Origin of the sequence: Kitasatospora arboriphila (assembly GCF_039528095.1) — a bacterium.
GTDB classification, from domain to species: domain Bacteria; phylum Actinomycetota; class Actinomycetes; order Streptomycetales; family Streptomycetaceae; genus Kitasatospora; species Kitasatospora arboriphila.
Genome location: NZ_BAAALD010000010.1, coordinates 110,351 through 131,780, shown reverse-complemented (window position 1 = coordinate 131,780; position 21,430 = coordinate 110,351). Strand labels below are relative to the sequence as shown.

Below are 21,430 nucleotides of genomic sequence, written 5' to 3'. Positions count from 1 at the left end.
AGTAGTGGGCTGACACTTTTTCACGTCCGGGCGCGCCCGCCCTTCCCCAGGCACGCCGAGGGGATTGCACACACGCCTGGAACGTCCCATGAAGAGAGGATCAAAGAAATGAAGCGTACCCTCAAGCTCGCCGCAGTGGCCCTGGGCGCTGCCGTGCTCGTCCCCACCCTCGCCACCTCTGCGCAGGCCGCCGTCCGCGACTGTCCGGACGGCAAGTTCTGCCTCTTCTACAACTCGAACGAGCAGGGCTCCCACATCGCGATGTCGTCGAACATTCGCGACCTCGCCGGGTACACCTTCACCAGCCCCGGCAACGGCCAGGGACAGAGCGTCAAGAACAACGCCGCATCGGCTGTCTCCAACGTGTGCATGACGGTCCGGGTGTACTACAACTCGAACTACAGCGGCCCGATGGACATGTTCAACTACCGCAATGCCGCGAACCTGGTCAACACGTACAACGAGAACGCCTCGGTGAGGTTCGCCGAGGACTGCTGAGCCCCACCCACATGGCAACCGGTCGCCGGTACGCGTTCCGGCGTACCGGCGTACCGGAGCCGGGCTTTGACAAAGACCGCGACAACACCGCCGCAGGAGCGCGGAATAGCGTCCGGCTGCCCCACACCTGGCCTACCGCCACATCGGGAGCATCAACGCCCCCGAAGCGAAGCATCAAACAGACTCTCGTCAGGTCGTGTGTCGACACACGGAACTCGATGGGACAGTTGGGCAGTCTGGAAGCCTGCTCGCACAGATGGCGCACGGCTGCGCCGGCCCGCAACTCTCCCGCGGCGTCGAATCCGAGAGAAGGCGCCGTGTTACCTCAACCTGCCCGGGCGGTATGGAGATCGCGCGCCTCGGAGCATCAGCCTCCCCTCGGCGCGGGCACTGGTGCGGTAAGCCGTGGACAGGTGAGTTGCGAGAACACGCCCGACGGGTGAAGGCCGGGCTGGCGGTTTCCGGCGCGCAGGCTCAGGGGAGCCGCAGGACCTGGCCGGCAAAAATGAGGTCGGGGTTGTCGCCGACGGTGTCCTGGTTGGCCTGGTAGAGGGCGGGCCAGCCGCCGGGGAGCTGCAGGGTCTGGGCGATTGCGTCCAGGGTGTCGCCGTCCTGGACCACGACGGCGGCGTTGTCCGCAGGTGCGGGGTCGGCGGCCGTGTCCGGTTCGGCGACGGCAGCACTCTGGCCAGCGGCGGGCTTCTCGACGGCGGCCGGCTGCTGTGCCGGTCGCGGCTGAGGGACCGCGTGGTGGGCGCCGGGGCGGCCGGTGCGTGCGCCGCAGGCGGGCCAGGGGGCGAGTCCGCGGCGGGCGGCGAGGTGTTCGGCGACCGCGACCTGCTGCTCACGGGTGGCGAGGTCGGCGCGCGGTGCATAGGCGGTGCCGCCGTTGGCGCGCCAGGTCTGTTGGTCGAACTGCAGGCCGCCGTAGTAGCCGTTGCCGGTGTTGAGGTGCCAGCGGCCGCCGCTCTCGCAGGCGGCGATCCCGTCCCAGTCGACGCCCTGGCCGCTGGCCGGTGCGGCTTCGGCGGCGGCGTTCGCCGCGGTAGCGACCGTACCTGCGGTACCTGCGACGGCGACGGTACGCCGCGAGGCGGCGCTGGCGGGGGCGGCGGCCGTCCACAGGCCCGCTGCGCAGGCGAGGGCGAGGAGTAGCTGCAGGATCCGGTGGGCGATGGACACGGCGGTGCTCACTCCCCGAGAGGGTTGGCGGTCGGGTGGCCGGTGCCCCGGGGCACCGCACTTCCACCGTTGACACATTCCGCAGCCCGGGCCCGGTCGACATCCCGCAAGGGTCACCCGCCCGGCCGCGCCCGGCCACCCGCTCGCACCACTTCGCTTAGAGGCGGCCGCCCGGCCACAGCAGCCCGCGTCCGGGCCGGAGGAAGGGGCGGTGTCGTGCGCCCCGGGCCCGCTACTCGCACGTCACCGCCGAGATGCGCCGCACCCTGATGGACGACCTCAGCCGGGTGCGGGAGGAGTCCCTCGCCGTGCGCCGGGAGATGTCGCCGGGCTTGCCGGTGAGGACGCTCGACACCCTGCTGAGGGCCGGTTGGTAGATCCGGCGGGGAGATCCTCCAGGACGGGGTTTCTCCCGGAATTCTCCCGAGAGGCGTCGGAAAGCCAGTCAGGCCCGGTCTCCCTTGCGGGAGACCGGGCCTGACCTGGTCTTACTGGGTCGGGGTGGCGGGATTTGAACCCACGGCCTCTTCGTCCCGAACGAAGCGCGCTACCAAGCTGCGCTACACCCCGGTCCTGCTCTGTTGCCTTCCGTCTCCGGCGCAACGAGTAGAACTCTACAGGAGGTGTGCCGAGAGACGAAATCCGATTCCCCTGGGGGCGTCGGAGCAGGTCAGCGGCCCGGCGTGAGGGTCAGCAGCGTGGCCTCCGGCGGGCAGGCGAAGCGGACGGGGGTGTAGCGGTTGGTGCCGCAGCCGGCCGAGACGTGGAGGTAGGAGCGGTGGCCGCCGGCCTTGTGGGTGGAGAGGCCCTTCACCCGGTCGGTGTCGATGTCGCAGTTGGTGACCAGGGCGCCGTAGAACGGGATGCAGAGCTGTCCGCCGTGGGTGTGCCCGGCGAGGATCAGCGGGTAGCGGTCGGCGGTGAAGGCGTCCAGCACCCGCAGGTACGGGGCGTGCACGACGGCCAGCGACAGGTCGGCGTCCGCGGACGGCCCGCCCGCCACCTTGGCGTACTTGTCGTGCCGGATGTGCGGGTCGTCCAGGCCGGTGAACTCGACGTCGAGACCGGCGATCGTGAGCCGGCCGCGGGCGTTGTTGAGGTTGAGCCAGCCGGCCTCGTCGAAGCCGTCGCGGAGCTTCTGCCACGGGTTGTGGACGGCGCCCTTGATGCCGCGGCGGCCGGAGCCGTCCGGGTTGTTGAGGCCGTGCACGCCCGTCCGCAGCGCGGTGAGGTAGCGGGTGGGGCTCTTGCGGGCGGGCCCGTAGTAGTCGTTGGAGCCGAAGACGTACACGCCGGGGAAGTCCATCAGCGGGCCGAGCGCGTCCAGGGCGGCGGGGACGCCGAGCGGGTCCGAGAGGTTGTCTCCGGTGTTGACCACCAGGTCGGGGCGGAGTCCGGCGAGGCTCTGCAGCCAGCGCTGCTTCTTGTGCTGCCCGGTCACCATGTGGATGTCGGAGACCTGCAGGATCCGGATCGGCCGTGCGCCGCGCGGAAGGATCGGAACCTCGACGCGGCGCAGGCGGAAGGCACGGACCTCGTAGCCTGCGGAGTAGGCGAGGCAGGCGGCGCCGGCGGCGGCGACACCGAGCGGGACGGAGTACAGCGGTCGCATCGGTCCATGCTCTCAGACACCGGTTCGGGTCGTGAACGGGCAGGTCACCGGAGGACGCCCGGACCGGCCCCGGACCGGCCCCGGATCAGTCCCGGTGCCGGCGGACGGCGACGACGGTGCTGAGGTCGGCGGCGAGCGGCAGGTCGACGGCGCGCAGCGCGGGGTGCTGCAGCCAGTGCAGCCGGGCCTCGTCGGGGCGGCCGTCGAACAGCGGCGGCCAGCCGTCCGCCGGGGTGAAGTCGTCGACCACCAGCACTCCGCCCGGGGTGAGCAGCCGCCCGGGGTCGGCGGCCCCGCCGGTCTTGCCCTGGCCGCCGCCGTCCAGCACCAGCAGGTCGTAGGGGCCGTGGGCGTACAGCTCCGTCCAGTCGGCGGCGAGCACCCGGGCCCGGGGGTCGTCGGCGAACAGCGCCGCGGCCGCCGCGGCCCGGTCCGGGTCGCGCTCGACGCTGACCAGCTCGACTCCGGGCGCGGCCCCGGTGGCGAGCCAGGCCAGCCCGACGCCGTACCCGGTGCCGCTCTCGCCGATCCGCACCCGCGACCCGCCGGCGAGCGCCTGCAGCAGCCGTCCCTGCTCGGGGCGGCAGGAGTTCGGAAAGCCCGCCTCCCGTGCGGCCGCCACGGCCCGGGCGACCCTGCTCGGAAGGCCGTCCACGGCCCGGTACGCGTCCGTTCCCGCCATCGCCATGCCGGGATCCTCGCACGCGTCCGTCCGGCCCGTCCGGCGTTCCCGCAGGCCCTTCGGAGGGCCGAGCCGACGTCGCGCCGAGGTAGCCCCGGGGGCGGGCGGCCGGACCCGGGGCAAATTGGTGCGCGGAAAGCGCTCCGGGCTGCGAGGATTTGCGCCATGACGACGCTCAAGCAGCAGCTGCAGGAGGACCTCACGGCTGCGATCAAGGCCCGGGACGAGCTCCGCTCGTCCACGCTCCGGCTGACGCTGTCCGCGGTCACCTCCGAGGAGGTGGCCGGCGACACCAAGCGGGAGCTCTCGGACGACGAGGTGCTCAAGGTGATCGCCCGTGAGGCGAAGAAGCGCCGCGAGGCGGCGACGGCGTTCGAGAACGCCGGTCGCGCCGAGTCGGCCGCCCAGGAGCGCGCGGAGGGCGTGGTGCTCGCCGGGTACCTGCCGCAGCAGCTCTCGGACGAGGAGCTGGCCTCGATCGTCGCCGAGGCGGTGGCGGAGAGCGGTGCGTCCGGTCCACAGGCGATGGGCGCCGTGATGAAGCTGGTCCGCCCGAAGGTGGGCGACCGGGCCGAGGGCGGCCGGGTGGCCGCCGCGGTGAAGGCCGCGCTGGCGGGCTGACCGCAGGCACCGCCCGAGGGGCGGCCTGGGACGACACCTGAACACCGACGCCGGAGGGCGGCCACCCGATGCGGGGTGGCCGCCCTCCGGCGTGGACGGGGCGGTCGCTCAGTGGCGGGGCCGGCCGGTGTTCCCGCCGAACGTGCCGGGCGGCAGGGTGAAGCCGCCGTTGATCAGACCGGTGGCGTTTCCGTTCCCGCCGTTGCCGTTTCCGTTCCCGTTGCCGTTCCCGCCGGTGGTGCCGGGCGGCGGGGCCGGGGACCCGGTGGGCGTCGGGTTGGCCTCGGGGACGTTGACCGTGTCGAAGGTGCTGCGCTTGGTGCCGACGAGGACCTCGTTCATGGCCTTCTGCCAGATCGGGCCCGGGCCGTCGGCGCCGTAGACCGAGGAGTAGTACCGGCCGCCGATGCGGATGTTGCGCATCGAGATGTTGCCGGTGGGGCCGCCGAGCCAGACCGAGGTGGCAAGGTCGGGGGTGTAGCCGGTGAACCAGGCGGCGTAGCGGTTGTCGGTGGTGCCGGTCTTGCCGGCGATCTGGCGGCCGTCCGAGATGTTGATCCCGGAGGCGGTGCCCTTCTCGGTCACGCCGAGCAGCAGGGTGTTGATGCCGTCCGCGGTGGTCTCGGCCATCGCCTGGGAGCAGTCGGCCTTCGGCACCGGGAGCTTCTTGTTGTCGGCGTTGACCATCGAGGTGATCGCGATCGGCTTGCAGTACTTGCCGCGGGCGGCGAAGGCGGCGTAGGCGCTGGCCATGGTGAGCGGGCTGACCTCCTGGGTGCCGAGCACCATGGAGGGGATCTGCTTGATCGGGCTGCCGTTGGCGAGCTTGCCGATGCCGAGCTTGGTGGCCATCTGCTTCATCGCGCAGAGGCCGACCTCCTCCTCCATCTGCACGAAGTAGGTGTTGACCGACTTCGCCATGGCGTCCTTCAGGGCGAAGGGGCCGACCTCGGTGGAGCTCTCGTTCTCGACCGGGACGCCCTTCTCGTTCCAGGTGCCGTCGCAGGTGGTCATCCTGGGGTAGCTCATCTGGTACGGCGAGGGGTACTGCTGGTCGATCGGGACGCCGGACTCCAGCGCGGCCGCGGCGAGGATCGGCTTGAACGTCGAACCGGGGGCGAAGCCGTTGCCGCCGCCCATGGCGGCGTCGACGTTCAGGTTGAGGACGGTCTGGTTCTGCTTGGAGTCCAGGCCGTAGGGGCGGGTCTGGGCCATCGCGAGGATCTCGCCGGTGCCGGGCTTGACCATGGTCATCGCGGCGGAGACCGAGTCGGTCACCTTGACCTTGGTGGTGACCGCTTCGTGCGCGGCCTCCTGCTTGGCCGGGTCGATGGTGGTGTAGATCTTGAGGCCGCCCTGGCTCCACAGCTTCTGGCGGTCGGCCGCGGTCTTGCCGAAGACCGGGTCCTGCTTGACCACGTGGCGGACGTAGTCGCAGAAGAAGCCCATGCCGGACTGCGCGGTGATGCAGCCGTTCAGCGGCTCCTTGTACTTGATGCCCAGCGGCGCGGCCAGGGCCTCCTTGGCCTGCTCGGGAGTGATGTGCTTGTACTCCAGCAGCTTGTTGATCACGGTGTCCCGGCGGACCTGCGCCGCCTTGGGGTGCAGCACCGGGTCGTAGGCCGAGGGGTTCTGCACCAGGCCGGCCAGCATGGCGGCCTCGGGGATCGTGAGGTCCTTGGCGCTCTTGCTGAAGTAGCGGTTGGCGGCGGCCTCGATGCCGTACGCCTGGTGACCGTAGAAGGTGATGTTGAGGTAGTTGGTGAGGATCTGGTCCTTGGTCAGGTCCTCCTCCAACTTGATGGCGATCTTCAGCTCCTTGACCTTGCGGCCGAGGCTCTTGCGGGTGGCGTCCAGGAAGGCGTCCTGGTTGTCGCCGGCCTGCTCGACGAAGACGTTCTTCACGTACTGCTGGGTCAGCGTGGAGGCGCCCTGGGTGGCGGACCCGGCCTCGGCGTTCTTGGTGGCCGCGCGCAGCACGCCCTTGAGGTCGACGGCGCCGTGCTCGTAGAACCGGTTGTCCTCGATGTCCACCTGGGCCTGGCGCATGATCGGCGCCATCTGCTCCTTGGTGAGGATGGTCCGGTCGCGGTCGTAGACCTTGGCGATCACGCCGCCCTTGGAGTCGTAGATCGTCGACGCCTGGGAGAGGGCGGGGGTGGTGAAGTCGCTCGGGATGTCGTCGAAGCTGTCCGCGGTGTCCTTGGCGGTCAGACCGAGCGCGCCCACGGCCGGCAGGGCCATCCCGGCCACCAGGATCCCGGCCAGCACGCTGGTGCCCAGGAGCTTGATGCCGAGGCCTGCCTTGTCGAGTACGGAGCCCGCGGGTCGCTGAGTCGCCATGGGGAGAACACTACGTCGCCGATTCCCGTACAGGGGGGCAGGTGTTCGCCTACGCTTGTCACAGAACTGCGACAGCTTCTCTCTGTGCATCGTCATCACTCTTGTGAGTGATGAGGTTTGTCCAATTTGCGCCGGTTTGTTGTCGGCTGTCCGGGTGTGGCGGGCGGTGCCTGCTTGCACAGTGTGACGAAAGTGGCAGAACCGGTCCTGGCAAGCCCCGCGACCTGCGATCACTCCAACGAGTGAGCTTCCGGGCACCCATAGTCCGATTGGGCCATCTGAGATTGAGCCCGAAGGGGCTGTTGCTCGCTGCCGTTCTTCCGTAACGTCCTCAACTGGCAGCGGTGAATATGCCGTTGCCGCCGTGGGGGAGCCCCGATTCGGGAGAGGACGGCGCCGAAATGGGCTGGGTGGACGACTGGAGTGCGCAGGCGGCCTGCCGCACGAGTGATCCGGACGAGCTGTTCGTGCAGGGGGCGGCACAGAACCGCGCCAAGGCCGTGTGCAGCGGCTGCCCGGTGCGGACGGAGTGCCTCGCCGACGCACTGGACAACCGGGTGGAGTTCGGCGTCTGGGGGGGGATGACCGAGCGCGAGCGCAGGGCACTGCTCCGCCGCAGGCCCACGGTGGTCTCGTGGCGCCGGCTGCTGGAGACGGCCCGCACCGAGTACGAGGCCTCGCTGGCCACCGGTGTGGTGCTGACGGACTACGCGCAGGCGGGCTGACGGGCGGCGGACCGACGGTCCGCCCCCGGCGGCACGCCACCACACCTGGCGGGCGCTCAGCTCACCGCGCCCGCGGGGTCGGTGGTCCCCAGGCGGTCCCCGACGGTCCGCAGCCCGTCCAGGTCGTGCACGTCGCCGGCCAGCGCGGCCACCTCGACGATCGGCACGTCCGGGTAGACCGACACGAACCGGTCGCGGGTACGACGCTCCCGCGACATGATCTGCATCCGCTCGGCGTGCAGCCTCAGCAGCCCCGCCGCCAGCGTCTCCGCAGCCACCGTCGAGGTCTGCGAGCCGTTCTCCTCCAGCGCCTCCGCCGCCGCCAGGGCCCGCTCCGCGGTCAGCTGCGGCGCCCCCGTGCTGTGCACCCGGTTGAGCACCAGTCCCGCCAGCGGCATCTCGTCCGCGGCCAGCCGGTCCACGAAGTACGCCGCCTCGCGCAGCGCGTCGCGCTCCGGCGCAGCCACCACCAGGAAGGCCGTACCCGGCGCCTTGAGCAGCTGGTACGTGCGGTCGGCGCGCTCCCGGAAGCCGCCGAACATCGAGTCCATCGCCGAGACGAAGGTCTGCACGTCCGTCAGCAGCTGGGCGCCGAAGATCTTGCCGAGCGTGCCGGTGAGCAGGCCCATCCCCACGTTCAGGAACTTCATCGCACTGCGCCCGCCGACCTTCGCCGGCGCCGTCAGCAGCCGGATCACCTTCCCGTCCAGGAAGGAGCCCAGCCGGCTCGGCGCGTCCAGGAAGTCCAGCGCCGACCGGGACGGCGGGGTGTCCACCACGATCAGGTCCCAGCGGTCCTCGGCCCGCAGCTGGCCGAGCTTCTCCATCGCCATGTACTCCTGCGTACCGGCGAACCCGGCCGACAGGGACTGGTAGAAGGGGTTCTCCAGGATCGCCTTCGCCCGCTCCGGCTCGGCGTGGGCCAGCACGACCTCGTCGAAGGTCCGCTTCATGTCGAGCATCATGGCCTGCAGCTCGCCGGGCCCCTGCGCGCCCTTCACCACCCGCGGGGTGTTGTCCAGTTCGGTCAGGCCCATCGACTGGGCGAGCCGGCGGGCCGGGTCGATCGTCAGCACGACGACCTTCCGGCCGCGCTCCGCGGCCCGCAGCCCGATCGCCGCCGCCGTGGTCGTCTTGCCGACGCCGCCGGAGCCGCAGCACACCACGATCCGGGTCTCCGGGTCGTCGATCAGCGCGTCCACGTCCAGCGCGGACGTCGTCCGCTCCTTGCGGGTGCCCGCCGTCATGCCGCCCCCTGCCGCTTCAGCTCGCCCGCCAGCCGGTACAGCCCGCCCAGGTCCACGCCCTCGCCGAGCAGCGGCAGCTCGTACGTCGGCAGCTTCGCCCGCTGCAGGTCCGCGCGCTGCGCGCGCTCCAGCTCGACCCGCTCGGCGTGCTCCCTGGCCTGCTCCAGCAGCGGGGCGAGCAGCGGCTCCACCGCGGCCCGGACCGTCTCCGGTTTGCGCGAGCGGCCGCCCAGCCCGGCCTCGCCGAGCGCCACGGCGACCTCCTCGCGGTGGTCGCCGTCGACGGCCGCCACGGCCGCCGCGTCCAGCACCGGCGGCCGGACCATGTTGACCATCACCCCGCCCACCGGAAGCTGCGCCGCCCGCAGGTCGGCGATGCCGTCCACGGTCTCCTGCACCGGCATCTCCTCCAGCAGCGTCACGAAGTGCACCGCCGTCTCCGGGGACTTCAACACCCGCATCACGGCCTGCGCCTGACCGTGGATCGGGCCGAACCTGGCCAGCCCGGCCACCTCCTCGTTGACGTTGAGGAAGCGGGTGAGCCGCCCGGTCGGGGGCGCGTCCATCACGATCGCGTCGTACGCCCGGCGGCCGTCCGGGCCCTTGCGCCGGGCCGCCTCGCAGGCCTTGCCGGTCAGCAGCACGTCCCGCACGCCCGGTGCGACGGTGGTCGCGAAGTCGACGAAGCCGACCTTCTGCAGCGCCTTCCCGGCCCGGCCCAGCTTGTAGAACATCTCCAGGTACTCGAGCAGCGCCAGCTCGGTGTCGATCGCCAGCGCGTACACCTCGCCCTGGCCGGTGCCGGGCAGCCCCAGACGGGACGGCGAGACGGTGGCGACCTTGCGCTCCTCGTAGGGCAGCGCGGCCATCCCGAACAGCTCGGCGATGCCCTGCCGCCCCTCGACCTCGATCAGCAGGGTCCGCCCGCCCTCGGCGGCCAGCGCCAGGGCCAGCGCCGCCGCCACGGTGGTCTTCCCGGTGCCGCCCTTGCCGCTGACGACGTGCAGCCGGACCCCCTCCCAGTCGGGGTCGGCCTGCGCCGATGGGCCGGGGGTGCTCGCCACGCTCCGTCTCCGTCCTGCGTCGACCGGGCACCGCAACGGGTGCCCCCTCCTTGGCGAGGGTAACCAGCCGACGCCGCCGATGGCGGGACCATCCGGGTGCCCGGCCGGATTCATGCCCCCTTTGTGTCCCACCTCACACCGCGGCCCGCCGCGGGCGACCCGCCGCGGGCCCGGGCCGCCCGCCCCGTGGCGTCGCCGGGCCCGGTGGCCGGACGGTCTAGAGTCACCCCCATGACCAAGTGGGAATACGTCACCGTGCCGCTTCTCGTGCACGCCACCAAGCAGATCCTGGACACCTGGGGCGAGGACGGCTGGGAGCTCGTCCAGGTCGTGCCCGGCCCGAACAACCCCGAGCAGCTCGTGGCCTACCTCAAGCGGGAGAAGAGCTGATGAGCAAGGTTGAGGAGAAGCTGGCCGAGCTCGGCCTGACCCTCCCCGAGGTGGCCCCGCCGGTGGCGGCCTACGTGCCGGCCGTCCGCTCCGGCGACCACGTCTTCACCTCCGGCCAGCTGCCCATGGTGGCCGGCAAGCTCCAGCACACCGGCAAGGTCGGCGCCGAGGTGACGCCCGAGCGCGCCAAGGCGCTCGCGCAGATCTGCGCGCTGAACGCGCTCGCCGCGGTCAAGTCAGTGATCGGCGACCTCGACCGCGTCGAGCAGGTCGTCAAGGTGGTCGGCTTCGTCGCCTCCGCCCCCGACTTCACCGGCCAGCCCGCCGTGGTCAACGGCGCCAGCGAGCTGCTCGGCGAGGTCCTCGGCGAGGCCGGCGTGCACGCCCGCAGCGCCGTCGGCGTCGCCGTCCTGCCGCTGGACGCCCCGGTCGAGGTCGAGATCCAGGTCCGGGTGCGGACCGGGGCCTGAGCCCCCGAACAGCACCGGGCGGGGGTGGGCCCTGTCCAAGCCCACCCCCGCCCGCTTAGCATCCGGGGCATGGATGACCGCGCACCGTCGACCCCCATGCCGCCCGGCTGGCCCGCCCGGATCCGGGCCCTCGCCGCCGGCGAGCTGACCCCGGCCGAGCCCAGGGCCGCGGCCACGGTCGTGCTGCTGCGCGACACCGCCGACGGCCCCGAGGCCTACCTGCTGCGCCGCCGCACCTCGATGGCGTTCGCCGCCGGTATGTACGCCTACCCCGGCGGCGGCGTGGACCCCCGGGACGCCGACGCCGAGATCGCCTGGGCCGGCCCCCCGCCCGAGGAGTGGGGCGCCCGCCTCGGCACCGACCCCCGGACGGCGCAGGCCGTCGTCTGCGCGGCCGTCCGGGAGACCTTCGAGGAGTCCGGCGTGCTGCTCGCCGGCCCCGACGCGGACTCCACCGCCGAGGCCCGCGACTGGTCCGCCGAGCGGGCCGCGCTGGAGGCCCGCGAGTTCTCCTTCGCCGAGTTCCTGCACAAGCACGGCCTGGTGCTGCGCAGCGACCTGCTCGGCGGCTGGGCCCGCTGGATCACCCCGGAGTTCGAGGAGCGCCGCTTCGACACCTGGTTCTTCGTGGCCGCGCTGCCCGCCGGACAGGCCGCCGCCTCAACGGTCGGCGAGGCCGACCGGGTGGCCTGGCTCGCCCCCGCCGAGGCCGTCGCCGGACACGCCGAGGGCCGCTACGGGATGCTGCCGCCGACCGTGACCGTGCTGCGCGAACTGCTGCCGGTGCGGTCCGCCGCCGAGGCCCTGGCCGCCGCCGGCCCGCGCACCGTCACGCCCGTCCTGGGACGGGCCGAGGTCGACGGCGACCGAATGACCGTCCGCTGGCCCGGGTATGACGAGCTGACCATCGACGGAGACTTCCCGGCGTGATCCCACGCCGGGCGACCCACCCGAACACACGGAAGGACACTGGCCGATGAACCACAACGACGTGGCTCGCCGGACGGAGCACGACCTGCCCGCCCGCAGCATCACCCCCAAGGCCGTCGCCTGCGACGGCCACGTCGAGGAGCGCACCGCTCCGCGCAGGCTCACCCGCGCGCTGCCGGCGCGCAACCTGGTGCGCGAGGGCAGCCGGTGAGCGGTCTCCTTCCGGGCGACCCCGCCGCCACCGTCGGCGGCGGGGCCACCCCGCGGGCGCACTGCGTGCTGGCGCCCAACCCCTCCCCGATGACCCTGGACGGCACCAACACCTGGCTGCTGTCCGAACCCGGCTCCGACCTCGCCGTCGTGATCGACCCGGGCCCGCTGGACGAGGGCCACCTGCGCCGCGTCGTCGACACCGCCGAACAGCAGGGCAAGCGGATCGCCCTCACCCTGCTCACCCACGGCCACCACGACCACGCCGAGGGCGCCGCCCGGTTCGCCGAACTCACCGGCACCCACGTGCGCGCCCTGGACCCGGCCCTGCGGCTCGGCGACGAAGGGCTGCGGCCCGGCGAGGTCGTCGAGGTCGGCGGCCTGGAGATCCGGGTCGTGGGCACCCCCGGGCACACCGCGGACTCACTGACCTTCCACCTGCCCGCCGACGGCGCGATCCTCACCGGCGACACCGTGCTCGGCCGCGGCACCACGATGGTCGCCCACCCGGACGGCCGGCTCGGCGACTACCTCGACTCGCTGCGCCGCCTGCACACCATGGCGGCGGAGCACGGTGTGCGGACCGTCCTGCCCGGGCACGGCCCGGTGCTCGCCGACGCGCTCGGCGCCGTCGACTACTACCTCGCCCACCGGGCCGCCCGGCTCGCCCAGGTGGAGACCGCCGTGGAGGCCGGCTGCCGCACCGCGGAGGAGGTGGTGGCCCGGGTGTACGCCGACGTGGACAAGGCCCTGTGGCCGGCCGCCGAACTCTCCGTCCGGGCCCAGCTCGGCTACCTGGAGGACCACGGACTCATCCAGGGGCTGTAGTCGGAAAGCAGGCAGGGCAAGCAGCCAGGGGCGCCCCTGGATGCCTGCCCGGTTGCGCCCCTGAGTGCTTGCCCCGGGTCAGCGGGAGCGGCGGGAGAGGCGCTCGACGTCGAGGAGGACGACCGCGCGGGCCTCCAGCTTCAGCCAGCCGCGGCCGGCGAAGTCGGCCAGCGCCTTGTTGACCGTCTCGCGGGAGGCGCCGACCAGCTGGGCCAGCTCCTCCTGGGTGAGGTCGTGGGAGACGTGGATGCCCTCCTCCGACTGCACGCCGAAGCGGCGGGAGAGGTCGAGCAGCGCCTTGGCGACACGGCCGGGCACGTCCGAGAAGACCAGGTCGGACATGACGTCGTTGGTGCGGCGCAGGCGGCGGGCGATGGCGCGCAGCAGTGCGATCGACACCTCGGGGCGGGCGTGCAGCAGCGGCAGCAGGTCGCCGTGGCCGAGGCCGAGCAGCTTGACCTCGGTCAGTGCGGTGGCGGTGGCGGTGCGCGGGCCCGGGTCGAACAGCGACAGTTCGCCGATCATCTCGCTGGGGCCGAGTACGGCGAGCATGTTCTCGCGGCCGTCCGGCGAGGCGCGGTGCAGCTTCACCTTGCCCTCGACGACGACGTACAGCCGGTCGCCCGGGTCGCCCTCGTGGAACAGCGACTCGCCGCGGGCGAGGGTCGCCTCGGTCATGGAAGCGCGCAGCTCGGCAGCCTGGTCGTCGTCGAGGGCCGCGAACAGCGCGGCGCGGCGAAGAACGTCGTCCACGTGCTTCCTCCTGCATCGTCCGGTGGTGTTTCTCACCACCAAGGATGGCGCATGTCGCTCCGATCATATGAGGAGGGGTGTGCCGTCGAGCGTCCTATGGGGCCATTCGCACCCGCCCGTACCAGCGGCGCGGCCCCGGCGGGGCAGGTCAGGCGGGTGTCCGGTCGGGCAGCAGGGCGAGCTCGGCGGGTTCCAGGACGAGGCCGGCGGCGGCCGCGGAGTCCCGGACGGAGGCCGGCCGGCTCGCGCCGGGGATCGGGACGACCACGGGCGAGAGCGCGAGCAGCCAGGCCAGGCAGACCCGCTGCGGCGAGGTGCCGCGGGCGGCGGCCACCCGGTGGAAGGGCGTGTCCGCGGGGGCGGGGCCGGAGGGGTCCGGTGCGGAGGGGCCGTCCAGCGAGCTGCGGGAGATGCCGCCGAGCGGGCTCCACGGCAGGAAGGCGAGTCCGAGTTCCTCGCAGAGCCGCAGCTCCGGCTCGGCGGAGCGGTCGGCGGGGGAGTAGCGGTTCTGCACCGAGACCAGGCCGCCGCCGAGGATCGCGTGGGCCTCGCGGATCTGCGCCGCGCCGGCGTTGGAGATCCCGGCGGCGCGGACCTTCCCCGCGTCCAGCAGTTCCCGCAGGGCGCCCACCGACTCGGCCCAGGGCACCCGCGGGTCCGGCTTGTGCAGTTGGTAGAGGCCGATCACCTCGGTGCCGAGCCGCCGCAGCGACTCCTCGCAGGCCCGTCGCAGGTGCTCGGGGCGGCCGTCGACCGTCCACGAGCCGTCGCCGGGGCGGCCGCGGCCGCCCTTGGTGGCCACCAGCACCCGGTCGCGGTCCCCGCCGCGGCGGGCCAGGGCCCGGGCGATCAGCCGTTCGTTGTGGCCGCGCTCCCCGGCGTGCCAGTGGTACGAGTCGGCGGTGTCGATCAGGGTGACGCCCGCGTCGAGGGCGGCGTGGACGACCGCGACGGCGTCCTCCTCGGCCGGGCGGCCCTCGACGGACAGCGGCATCGCGCCGAGGCCGACCGGATGGACGGCGGTGCCGCCGATGGTGCGCCGGTGCATCTCAGACCGCCCTTCCGGCCGTGGCGGCCTTCGCGGCCCCGGCCGTGGCGGCCTTCGCGGCCCCGGCCGCCTCGTCGATCGCCGCGGGCAGCCAGTCGGCCGTCCGGGACAGGGGGAAGCCGAGTGCGGCGGCCCGGCCGTTGTCCATGGCGTACGAGCGGTCGAAGGAGAACGGGGAGGCGTCCCCGCCCTCCGCCGTCCGGAACCGGGCCGTGGTGCCGAGCCGCTCGGCGATCAGTCCGGAGAGCCGGGCGGCGTCGAGCGCGCCGTGCGAGCAGGCGTTCAGCGGCCCGTCGGCGTCGGTGACGGCGGCCCGGGCGAGCACGGTGGCGATCTCCCGGTGGTGGACGAAGGAGGTCGGCCGGGCGCCCCGGTGGACGGCGACCGGGCGGCCGGCGGCGATCCGCTCCACGTAGTGCGCCAGCCGTCCGGTGAAGTCGCGGTCGCCGCCGCCGAGCACGTGGGCGCTGCGGACGCTCGCCCAGGAGAACGGCGCGGAGCGGGCGAGCACCGCCTCGGCCTGCCGCTTGCCCTCCGCGTAGCCGGTCGCCGCGTCGAAGTGCCGGGCGAGCGCCTGCGGGTCGTGCCAGGGCAGGTCGAGGTCGACGGACCAGGCCGCCGGGTCGACGAAGCCCTCGGTGACCGGGCCGTCCGAGGCGGGCACGAGCGGGGAGGTCGCCGGGTCGTAGACCTCCATGGTCGAGGTCATCACGTAGCGCGGGGTGCGGTCGGCGAAGACCCGGCAGGCCACGGCGGCCTGCAGCGGGGTGTAGAGCACCTGGTCGACCACCGCGTCGAAGGTCCGCCCGCGGAGCGCGGCCGTCAGCGCGGCCTCGTCCGAGCGGTCCGCGCGGACGTGGTCGACGCCCGGGGGCGGGGCGGCGGAGCCGCGGTTGACGAGGGTGACCGCGACTCCGGCATCGCGGAACAGGGACACCAGGTGCAGGCCGAAGTACCGGCTTCCGCCGATGATGCAGACGCTTCTCATGGCTCCACTCTCCTGGCGTATCGTCAGCAGTGGAACTGGCGACCTGCTGAACCAGTCGTAAGGAGAACTGTCGACGGGAGGGGCTGCGGTGATCGACGTCCACCGGCTCGGGGTGCTGCAGGCGGTCGCCGAGCACGGCAGCTTCAACCGGGCGGCGGCCGCGCTGCGGATCACCCCGTCCGCGGTGTCCCAGCAGGTCGCGGCATTGGAGCGGGGGCTCGGCACCCTGGTGGTGGAGCGCTCCACCCGCGGTGTGGTGCTGACCGAGGCGGGGCGGCTGATGGTTGAGGCGGCCGGTGCGATCGGCGCCGAACTCCGCCACGCCCGGGAGCAGATCGACCGGCTGGCCGCACCGCGCCCGCGGCTGACGGTGGCCACCTTCACCACCGGCGGCCGGCACCTGCTGCCCGCGGCACTGGCCCGGTTCGCCGCCGAGCACCCCGAGGCCGACCTGCACGTGGTGGAGCGGGAGCCCGAGGAGAGCCTGCCGATGGTGCGCGAGGGCGTCGCCGACCTGGCGATCGCCTACCACTTCGACGGCCCGCTGCCGGTGCAGCCCGGGGACCGCTCCGGCCTCGACTGGACGCCGCTGATGGACGACCCGCTCTCGGTGGTGCTCCCGGAGGCCCACCCGCTGGCCGGCCGCGAGGAGCTGGACCTCGCCGAACTCGCCGACGACCGCTGGGTGGTGGGCTGTTCGAAGACCGAGGCATTCCTGCACCGGCACGCCGCGCTGGCCGGGTTCGACCTGCGGGTCGCCGGCAGCACCACCGACTACTTCTTCGCCCGGTCGCTGGTGGCCGCCGGGGTCGGGGTCTCCCTGGTGCCGCAGGTGGCGCTGGACCCGCCGCTGCCGGGCACGAGGGTGGTTCCGGTCCGGCCGCCGCGGCCGGCCCGGCACTTCGGCATCGCCGTCGCCCGGCGCCGCCGCCCCCAGCCGTACGCCGAGGCGCTGGCCCGGCTGCTGAAGGCGGGCGCGACCGTCGGCTGACGGCGGTCAGCGGTGCAGCACGGCGCTGGCGTTGCGGAGGTCGAGACGGGCGCCGCGGCGGCGCGTCCGGGCGCTGTCCGCGTGGGCGCGGCGGCCGGCGGCGGCCATCGCCTCCTGCACGGTGAGGGCGCGGACGGCGAAGCTCTGGGTGCCGGTGCGGCCGTCGGGGTGGGTCGTGGGCACGGTGACCAGCCAGAGCGGGTGGTGGTACGCCGGATGGACGGGCCGCGGGGCGGGGGAGGCGGAGGCGGCGGTGGCGGGGCACGTACGGGCCCCGGCCGGTGGGAGGCCGATGGTCATGGGGGCTGGCCCTCCTCGGACGGCACGGGCGGTCGCGTGGGGGCGCGACCGTCAGCGGGTGGAACGGCTGACCTGCGGGGATGGCACAGGAGGAGGACCGCACGGGGTGGTGGCGGCGTAGTCCCGACGATGCGCCCGGCAGGGTCGGGGAGTCAAGGTTACTCGGCAGTATGAATGTAACTTTCTGCAAGACCTTGCTGCTGGCCGCCGTGACCTTCCGGGCCCCGCGGTCCCGGAAAAGCGGGCGCCGTGCGCGCCGACCGTTTTCGGCCGGCCGTTTTCGAGGGATCGGCCGATCGGTCAGGCGGCGGGCGGCGGGGCGGTGCTCTTGCGGACGACCAGGCTGGTGGCGAGTTCCAGGCGGGCCGCGCTGCCGCCCTCGGCGCGCATCCGGATCAGCATCTGCGCGGCCTCCTCGGCCATCTGCCGCAGCGGCTGGTGGACGGTGGTGAGGGCCGGGCTCGTCCACTGGGCGATCGGCACGTCGTCGTAGCCGACCACCGACAGGTCGTCGGGGACCTTCAACCCGTGCACCCGGGCGGCCTCCAGGACGCCGAGCGCCTGCAGGTCGCTGCCGGCGAAGATCGCGGTCGGCCGCTCGGGGAGGGCCAGCAGCTCCATGGCGCGGCGGCGGCCGCCCTCGACGTGGAAGTCGCCGAAGGAGACGTAGCCGGGCGGGATCTCCAGGCCGGCCATGCCCATCGCGGAGCGGAAGCCGTCCAGCCGGGCCAGCGAGCAGAGCATGTCCTCGGGGCCGGTGATGATGGCGATCCGGCGGTGCCCGCACTCGACCAGGTGGCGGGTCGCGGCGAGGCCGCCGGCCCAGTTCGCCGAGCCCACCGACGGCACGTCCGGCTCGGGGTCGCCGGCCGGGTCGATGATGACGAACGGGATGGCGCGGGACCGGAGTTGCTGCTTCACCTCGAGCGGCAGGCTGGAGAAGACCAGCACCACGCCGAGCGGCCGGCGGCGCAGCACGCCCTCGATCCAGCTCGGGTCCGGGGCGTGCCGGGTGCCGCTCTCGGTGAGCACCACGCTGGCCCCGTGCTCTTTGGCGACGTTCTCGGCGCCCTTGATCAGCTCCATCGCCCAGAGGTTGTCGAGCTCGGGGAAGACGATCTCGACGAGCGGTGCCTCCCAGGCCGATTTGGGCGTCCGCTGGTAACCGTGGACCTCCAGCAGGCGCTCGACCTTGAGGCGGGTCGGGCGGGAGACGTCCTGCCTGCCGTTGAGAACTTTCGAAACCGTGGACACGGAGACGCCGGCCTCTTCTGCCACCTGGGCGAGCGTGACGCGGCCGTTCTCCTCCTCTTCTCGCATGGCGTGCAGCATAAGGCACGTGTCCAGGTCACGTTCCGGTAACTGCGCGACGGGGGGTTGACCCCCCTCGGAGCGCGGATCTAGCGTCGCAGCGCGCCAAGAATTTCGGCGAAGATGCCGAAAGATTTCGAAAGGCACCGCGATGAGAAGACACGCTCGGCTCTCCCGTTCCCTCGCCGCAGGCAGCGCGGCCGTGGTCCTGGGGATCACCCTGACGGCCTGCGGCAGCGGCTCCGGCTCCTCCGGGGACAGCGGTTCGGGAGAGATCCACGTCCTGGTCTACGGGGACGCCACCAACAAGGTCGAGAAGCAGATCGTCGACACCTTCAACAAGACGTCGAAGGTCAAGGCCGTCCTGGACACCATTCCGGGCGCCGACTACCAGCAGAAGCTGCAGACGATCATCAACACCAAGCAGGCCCCGGACGTCTTCTTCAACTGGGGCGGCGGCAGCATCAAGCCGTTCGTCGACGCCGGCCTGCTGATGCCGCTCGACGACATGATCGCCAAGGACCCGGGCCTCAAGGCCAACTTCCTGTCCTCGGTCTTCGACACCGCCGTGGTCGACGGCAAGGCCTACGGCGTCCCGATGCGCGGCACCCAGCCGGTGCTGCTCTTCAGCAACACCAAGGTCCTCGCCGACGCCGGCGTGAGTGCGCCCAAGACCTTCGACGAGCTGCTCGCCGCGGTGCAGACGCTCAAGGGCAAGGGCGTCACCCCGATCGCCCTCGGCGGCGGCGACCAGTGGCCGACCCTGATGTGGTTCGAGTACCTCTACGACCGCGTCGCCGGCCCGGACCTGTTCAAGAAGGCGCTCGGCGGCGACAAGGCTGCCTGGGCGAGCGAGGACAGCAAGAAGGCCCTCGGCATGCTCAAGCAGCTCATCGACGCGGGCGCGTTCGGCACCAACTTCGACTCGGTGAAGTTCACCGACGGCGGCTCGCCGGCCCTGCTCGCCCGCGGCAAGGCCGCCTTCGAGCTGATGGGCTCCTGGGAGTACTCCACCCAGCAGGACGCCAGCCCCGACTTCACCAAGACCAGCCTCGGCTACGGCTCCTTCCCGACCGTCACCGGCGGCAAGGGCGACCCGAAGAACGTCGTCGGCAACACCAACAACTTCTACTCGGTGCTGAAGAAGACCAAGCACCCGGAGGCCGTCGCGGAGTTCCTCAAGCTCCAGTACTCCGACGAGTTCGTCCAGGGCCAGCTGGCCATCGGCAACCTGCCGACCACCAGCAACACCCCCAAGTTCCTGAGCAGCGCGGCCAACCCGGCGTACTCCACCTTCCAGTTCGACCTGGTGAAGGCCGCGCCGTCGTTCCAGCTCTCCTGGGACCAGGCGTACCCGCCGGCCGCGATCACGCCCATCCACCAGGCCGTCCAGCAGTTCTTCAACGGCCAGATCGACGAGAACGGCTTCATCAAGGCCATGCAGGCCCTGCCGAACTCCTGACACCAGACGGGTCGCACCATGACCACAACTCTTGCCACCGGGGCCGTGACGCGGCGCCGACCGGCGAGCCGGACGGGCACCGCGGTGACCCGCCCCGGGTTCGCCTGGGCGCTCCCGGCCACGGTCTTCTTCGTCCTCTTCGCGATCGTGCCGCTCGTCCTGGTCGCCGTGCTGTCCTTCACCCGCTGGAACGGCCTCGGCTCACCGGAGTTCGCCGGCTTCGACAACTGGAACCGGCTTTTCGACGACCCCGTGATGGTCAAGAGCCTGTGGTTGAGCCTGCTGCTCACCCTGCTCGGCGTGGCCGTCCAGACCCCGATCAGCATCCTGCTCGGGGTCTGGGCGGCCGGGCACCAGCGCAACCGGGCGGTGCTGTCGGCGATCTACTTCGTGCCGCTGCTGCTCTCGGCCACCGCCGTCTCGGTGCTCTGGCGGGCGCTGCTCGACCCCAACTTCGGCGTCCCGGCCGAGGCCGAGTGGCTGTTCGGCGACGGCAACCTGTTCGGCTCGCAGACCGGCGCGATCGGGGTGCTGGTGCTGGTCGGCGCCTGGCAGTTCACCCCGTTCCACACGCTCATCTACCAGGGTGCGGCCCGCGCCGTCCCACCGGTGCTCTACCAGGCCGCCGCGATCGACGGGGCCGGCACCGTACGGCAGTTCTTCCACATCACGCTGCCGCAGCTGCGCAACGCGGTCATCACCTCGGTGATCCTCATGGTGGTCGGCGGTCTCACCACCTTCGACACGGTGCTCATCCTCACCCAGGGCGGGCCCGGCACCGACACCACCATCAGCGCCTACTACATGTACCAGAAGGCCTTCAAGGGCTTCGACTTCGGCACCGGATCGGCGGTCGCGCTGCTGCTCGTCCTGGTCGCCACCGCCATCTCGCTCGCCGTCGTCCGGCTGTCCGGCTACGACCGGATGCGCAGCACCTCGGAGGGCCTGTGATGAGGCGACGCCCCAACGTCCTGGCCGGATTCGGCTCGCTGGTCTGGCTGTTCGTCGTCGGCCTGCCGCTGTACACCATGCTGGCCGCCACCCTGCAGAGCCGCGCCGACTACGCGGAGAGCGGCCCGCTCGGCCTGCCCCGGCACCTCACCCTGCAGAACTACCTCGACGACCTGCAGGGCGGCTTCGGCCAGTACTTCCTCAACACCGTGATCGTCACGGTGAGCGTGGTCGCCGTCGTGCTGCTGGTGGTGCCGCCGCTGTCCTACGCCATCGTGCGCAGCCGCGGCCGGACCACCGACCTGGCGTTCCGGCTGTTCCTGCTGGGCCTCGCGATCCCCGCGCAGGCGGTGATCGTGCCCATGTTCTACGTCATCAGCAAGGCCGGCCTGTACGACAACCTGATCGGCGTGATCCTGCCGACCGCGGCCTTCTCGCTGCCGGTCTGCACCCTCGTCCTCACCGGCGTGATGCGCGACATCACCCCCGAGCTCTACGAGGCGATGGCGATGGACGGTGCCACCCCCCGGCGGGTCTTCCTCCAGCTGGTGCTGCCGCTCTCCAAGGGCGGGCTCTCCACCATCACCGTCTTCTCCGCCCTCCAGGCGTGGAACGGCTTCCTCTTCCCGCTGGTGCTGACCCAGTCCGACGAGACCAAGGTGATCACCCTCGGCCTCTACGACTTCCAGACCCAGTACGGCATCAACGTCCCCGGGCTGCTGGCCGCCGTCGTGCTGTCCATGATCCCGATCCTGCTCGTCTACCTGTTCGCCCGCCGCGCCCTCGTCCAGGGGCTCATGGGCGTCGGAGGAAAGTGACCGACA

General features: G+C 72.3%; 24 protein-coding genes and 1 tRNA gene. 13 read left to right on the top strand and 12 right to left on the bottom strand.

The features are described from left to right. Positions 1-108 precede the first annotated feature (108 nt). On the top strand, positions 109-498 hold the full coding sequence (locus tag ABD353_RS08425; RefSeq protein WP_344622851.1) for a peptidase inhibitor family I36 protein: 390 nt from the start codon (positions 109-111) through the stop codon (positions 496-498). A 474-nt stretch (positions 499-972) separates the two neighbouring features. Here the strand turns inward: ABD353_RS08425 and ABD353_RS08420 are convergent, their stop codons facing one another. Further along, positions 973-1,692: a transglycosylase family protein gene (locus ABD353_RS08420; protein WP_344622850.1), complete on the bottom strand. Its 720-nt coding sequence runs from the start codon at positions 1,690-1,692 to the stop codon at positions 973-975. 242 nt (positions 1,693-1,934) lie between these two features. Here ABD353_RS08420 and ABD353_RS08415 point away from each other — a divergent pair, with 242 nt between their 5' ends. Continuing rightward, the gene (locus ABD353_RS08415) at positions 1,935-2,057 is read left to right on the top strand and encodes a hypothetical protein (RefSeq protein WP_344622849.1); all 123 of its coding nucleotides are present in this window, start codon (positions 1,935-1,937) and stop codon (positions 2,055-2,057) included. A 119-nt stretch (positions 2,058-2,176) separates the two neighbouring features. Here ABD353_RS08415 and ABD353_RS08410 read toward each other — a convergent pair. From ABD353_RS08410 to ABD353_RS08400, 3 genes are all read right to left on the bottom strand, one after another. Beyond that, positions 2,177-2,250, bottom strand: a tRNA-Pro gene (locus ABD353_RS08410). A 100-nt stretch (positions 2,251-2,350) separates the two neighbouring features. Next, positions 2,351-3,292 (bottom strand): metallophosphoesterase, encoded by a 942-nt coding sequence (locus tag ABD353_RS08405; protein ID WP_344622848.1) that lies wholly within the window; start codon positions 3,290-3,292, stop codon positions 2,351-2,353. Between the two features lie 85 nt (positions 3,293-3,377). Beyond that, entirely contained in the window at positions 3,378-3,980 is a 603-nt protein-coding gene (locus tag ABD353_RS08400) for an O-methyltransferase (RefSeq protein WP_344622847.1), read from the bottom strand. A gap of 159 nt (positions 3,981-4,139) precedes the next feature. Here ABD353_RS08400 and ABD353_RS08395 point away from each other — a divergent pair, with 159 nt between their 5' ends. Then, positions 4,140-4,595 (top strand): GatB/YqeY domain-containing protein, encoded by a 456-nt coding sequence (locus ABD353_RS08395; RefSeq protein ID WP_344622846.1) that lies wholly within the window; start codon positions 4,140-4,142, stop codon positions 4,593-4,595. Positions 4,596-4,703: 108 nt separating this feature from the next. Here ABD353_RS08395 and ABD353_RS08390 read toward each other — a convergent pair whose 3' ends face one another. Next, the gene (locus tag ABD353_RS08390; RefSeq protein WP_344622845.1) at positions 4,704-6,938 is read right to left on the bottom strand and encodes a transglycosylase domain-containing protein; all 2,235 of its coding nucleotides are present in this window, start codon (positions 6,936-6,938) and stop codon (positions 4,704-4,706) included. Positions 6,939-7,339: 401 nt separating this feature from the next. On the opposite strand from ABD353_RS08390, the gene ABD353_RS08385 reads away from it, so the two are divergent. Continuing rightward, a complete protein-coding gene (locus ABD353_RS08385) occupies positions 7,340-7,663 on the top strand; it encodes a WhiB family transcriptional regulator (RefSeq protein ID WP_043175103.1) in 324 nt (107 codons plus the stop codon). 56 nt (positions 7,664-7,719) lie between these two features. Here the strand turns inward: ABD353_RS08385 and bagB are convergent, their stop codons facing one another. Together bagB and bagA are read right to left on the bottom strand one after the other, a co-directional pair. Continuing rightward, the gene (gene bagB, locus ABD353_RS08380; protein WP_344622844.1) at positions 7,720-8,910 is read right to left on the bottom strand and encodes an ATPase BagB; all 1,191 of its coding nucleotides are present in this window, start codon (positions 8,908-8,910) and stop codon (positions 7,720-7,722) included. Next, a complete protein-coding gene (bagA, locus tag ABD353_RS08375; RefSeq protein WP_344622843.1) occupies positions 8,907-9,974 on the bottom strand; it encodes an ATPase BagA in 1,068 nt (355 codons plus the stop codon). The genes bagB and bagA overlap by 4 nt, the downstream gene beginning before the upstream one ends. A 231-nt stretch (positions 9,975-10,205) precedes the next feature. On the opposite strand from bagA, the gene sp36 reads away from it, so the two are divergent. From sp36 to ABD353_RS08350, 5 genes are all read left to right on the top strand, one after another. Further along, positions 10,206-10,364 (top strand): Sp36 family protein, encoded by a 159-nt coding sequence (sp36, locus tag ABD353_RS08370; protein ID WP_095874066.1) that lies wholly within the window; start codon positions 10,206-10,208, stop codon positions 10,362-10,364. Next, positions 10,364-10,834 carry a RidA family protein gene (locus ABD353_RS08365; RefSeq protein ID WP_344622842.1) on the top strand — a complete coding sequence of 157 codons (471 nt, stop codon included), beginning with the start codon at positions 10,364-10,366 and terminating at the stop codon, positions 10,832-10,834. Before sp36 ends, ABD353_RS08365 begins: the two co-directional genes overlap by 1 nt. Positions 10,835-10,903: 69 nt before the next feature. Further along, complete coding sequence (locus ABD353_RS08360) at positions 10,904-11,764, top strand: NUDIX hydrolase (protein ID WP_344622841.1); 861 nt, start codon at positions 10,904-10,906, stop codon at positions 11,762-11,764. Between the two features lie 46 nt (positions 11,765-11,810). Beyond that, on the top strand, positions 11,811-11,975 hold the full coding sequence (locus ABD353_RS08355; protein WP_344622840.1) for a hypothetical protein: 165 nt from the start codon (positions 11,811-11,813) through the stop codon (positions 11,973-11,975). Then, entirely contained in the window at positions 11,972-12,802 is an 831-nt protein-coding gene (locus tag ABD353_RS08350) for an MBL fold metallo-hydrolase (RefSeq protein ID WP_344622839.1), read from the top strand. Before ABD353_RS08355 ends, ABD353_RS08350 begins: the two co-directional genes overlap by 4 nt. 78 nt (positions 12,803-12,880) lie before the next feature. On the opposite strand, the gene ABD353_RS08345 is transcribed toward ABD353_RS08350, so the two are convergent. The 3 genes from ABD353_RS08345 to ABD353_RS08335 form a co-directional block, all read right to left on the bottom strand. Continuing rightward, complete coding sequence (locus tag ABD353_RS08345; RefSeq protein ID WP_344622838.1) at positions 12,881-13,555, bottom strand: Crp/Fnr family transcriptional regulator; 675 nt, start codon at positions 13,553-13,555, stop codon at positions 12,881-12,883. 148 nt (positions 13,556-13,703) lie between these two features. Continuing rightward, the gene (locus ABD353_RS08340) at positions 13,704-14,603 is read right to left on the bottom strand and encodes an aldo/keto reductase (RefSeq protein WP_344622837.1); all 900 of its coding nucleotides are present in this window, start codon (positions 14,601-14,603) and stop codon (positions 13,704-13,706) included. A 1-nt stretch (position 14,604) separates the two neighbouring features. Beyond that, a complete protein-coding gene (locus ABD353_RS08335) occupies positions 14,605-15,591 on the bottom strand; it encodes a Rossmann-fold NAD(P)-binding domain-containing protein (RefSeq protein WP_344622836.1) in 987 nt (328 codons plus the stop codon). An 88-nt stretch (positions 15,592-15,679) separates the two neighbouring features. Between ABD353_RS08335 and ABD353_RS08330 the strand changes: the two genes are divergently transcribed. Further along, entirely contained in the window at positions 15,680-16,582 is a 903-nt protein-coding gene (locus ABD353_RS08330; RefSeq protein WP_344622835.1) for a LysR family transcriptional regulator, read from the top strand. 6 nt (positions 16,583-16,588) lie between these two features. Here the strand turns inward: ABD353_RS08330 and ABD353_RS08325 are convergent, their stop codons facing one another. Further along, entirely contained in the window at positions 16,589-16,882 is a 294-nt protein-coding gene (locus tag ABD353_RS08325) for a hypothetical protein (RefSeq protein WP_344622834.1), read from the bottom strand. A gap of 300 nt (positions 16,883-17,182) precedes the next feature. After that, on the bottom strand, positions 17,183-18,214 hold the full coding sequence (locus ABD353_RS08320; RefSeq protein WP_344622833.1) for a LacI family DNA-binding transcriptional regulator: 1,032 nt from the start codon (positions 18,212-18,214) through the stop codon (positions 17,183-17,185). A gap of 130 nt (positions 18,215-18,344) precedes the next feature. Here ABD353_RS08320 and ABD353_RS08315 point away from each other — a divergent pair, with 130 nt between their 5' ends. Genes ABD353_RS08315 through ABD353_RS08305 form a run of 3 tightly spaced genes read left to right on the top strand, consistent with a single transcriptional unit; the run spans position 18,345 to position 21,424 of the window. After that, positions 18,345-19,655, top strand: coding sequence for an ABC transporter substrate-binding protein (locus ABD353_RS08315; RefSeq protein WP_344622832.1), 1,311 nt, complete (start codon positions 18,345-18,347; stop codon positions 19,653-19,655). A gap of 18 nt (positions 19,656-19,673) precedes the next feature. After that, positions 19,674-20,606: a carbohydrate ABC transporter permease gene (locus ABD353_RS08310; protein ID WP_344622831.1), complete on the top strand. Its 933-nt coding sequence runs from the start codon at positions 19,674-19,676 to the stop codon at positions 20,604-20,606. Continuing rightward, positions 20,606-21,424, top strand: a complete 819-nt coding sequence (locus tag ABD353_RS08305) for a carbohydrate ABC transporter permease (protein WP_344622830.1) — start codon at positions 20,606-20,608, stop codon at positions 21,422-21,424. Before ABD353_RS08310 ends, ABD353_RS08305 begins: the two co-directional genes overlap by 1 nt. Positions 21,425-21,430: the final 6 nt, after the last annotated feature.